This is a genomic window from Rathayibacter sp. AY1C9 (genome assembly GCF_002932315.1).
GTDB lineage: Bacteria > Actinomycetota > Actinomycetes > Actinomycetales > Microbacteriaceae > Rathayibacter.
Genome location: NZ_PSVZ01000058.1, coordinates 1 through 1774, shown reverse-complemented (window position 1 = coordinate 1774; position 1774 = coordinate 1). Strand labels below are relative to the sequence as shown.

Sequence of the window (1774 nt, the reverse complement as noted above, 5' to 3'; positions counted from 1 at the left end):
CCGCGACGACGCTCCTCCACAGACGGCTTCCACGCGACCTCTCCCCCGGCCTGGCGCGCCCCGCTCGCGGCGTCGGTGATGGACTGTACTGTCGAAGACACGTTCGAACGAGCGGCGGTGTCGGGGGTCCCCCGTAGCGTCGCGCTCGTCCCCCTCCTCCGCCCCGAAAGGACCTCATGGCCTCCTCGAAGACGCGCACCGCCCCGTACCGCTGCTCGGAGTGCGGATGGACGACCGCGAAGTGGGTAGGCCGCTGCGGCGAGTGCCAGCAGTGGGGCTCCGTGATCGAGAGCACCGAGCGCACCGGCCTCGTCCGCGCGGTCGCCGCTGTGGCTCCGGCCGCCGGCCGCATCGCGCGGCCCATCACCGAGATCGAAACCACGTCGGCGGCGCACCGCCCCACCGGCGTGGGCGAGCTCGACCGCGTGCTCGGCGGCGGGATCGTCTCCGGCGCGGTCGTGCTGCTCTCGGGAGAGCCCGGCGTGGGCAAGTCGACCCTCCTGCTCGAGGTCGCGAGCCGCGCCGCGGCCGAGGGCCAGCGGGTCCTCTACGTCAGCGCGGAGGAGTCGGCCGCGCAGGTGCGCATGCGGGCCGAGCGCACCGGCGCGATGCACGACAGCCTCTTCCTCGCGGCCGAGACCGACCTCGCCACCGTGCTCGGCCAGATCGACGAGGTCCGGCCGGACCTGCTCATCGTCGACTCGGTGCAGACGGTCGCGAGCGACACCGTCGACGGCCTGCCCGGCGGTCCCAGCCAGGTCCGCGAGGTCGCCGCGACCCTCATCCGCGTCTGCAAGGAGCGGGCGCTCCCCCTCGTGCTCGTCGGACACGTCACGAAGGACGGCTCCATCGCGGGGCCGCGCCTGCTCGAGCACCTGGTCGACGTGGTCTGCCACTTCGAGGGCGACCGGCAGACGGCGCTGCGCTTCGTCCGCTCGCTCAAGAACCGCTTCGGCCCGACGGACGAGGTCGGCTGCTTCGAGATGACCGCCGAGGGCATCGCCGAGATCCCCGACCCGAGCGGTCTGTTCCTCAGCCGCACCCGCTTCCCCACCCCGGGCATCTGCGTCACGGTCGCGATGGAGGGACGCCGCGCGCTCCCCGTCGAGATCCAGGCGCTCGTGATCGCGAACGACGGCGAGCACCCCCGCCGCGTCACGAACGGAGTCGACGCGTCCCGGGTCGCGATGATCCTCGCGGTCCTCGAGCGGCAGGCGGGCATCCCCCTGCGGCGCTGCGACGTCTACGTGTCGACCGTCGGCGGCGTGAAGCTCATGGAGCCGGCGGCGGACCTGGCGATCGCGGTCGCCATCGCCTCCGCCCACGCCTACACGCCGCTGCGGCCCGGGATCGCCGCGTTCGGCGAGATCAGCCTCTCGGGAGACATCCGGCCCGCCTCCGGAGCGAAGCAGCGCGCCTCCGAAGCGACACGACTCGGGCACTCCTCGCACCTCGACTCCAGCGCCTTCACCCTCTCGAGCGCGATCACCCACGCGCTCGTCCCCGTTCCCGAGCGCATCCGTCCGGAGCGGGTGCCCACGCACTGACGGCCGCGTCCCCGGCACGCTGCACACGCACCCGTCCACCGCTCGAAGCCGCCGGCGCCCCCGTCCACCGCATGGTCGAGGATCGCCACCGGAGGCTAACTCGGGCTCGATGGGCACTGCCCGACAGCTCCGCCCGACCACGCGCGCGTCTGCTCCGCCGCGGCCGCCCGTCGCAGCCGCGTGTAGGCGTGGGCGGAGGCGATGGCGACCGCGATCGCCAGGTCCGC

At 73.7% G+C, this 1774-nt stretch carries 1 protein-coding gene; it reads left to right on the top strand.

Going from position 1 to position 1774, the window contains the following annotated elements:
• Window positions 1-176: 176 nt before the first annotated feature.
• Window positions 177-1547 (top strand): DNA repair protein RadA, encoded by a 1371-nt coding sequence (radA, locus tag C5D09_RS16985; RefSeq protein ID WP_104224086.1) that lies wholly within the window; start codon window positions 177-179, stop codon window positions 1545-1547.
• Window positions 1548-1774 lie beyond the last annotated feature (227 nt).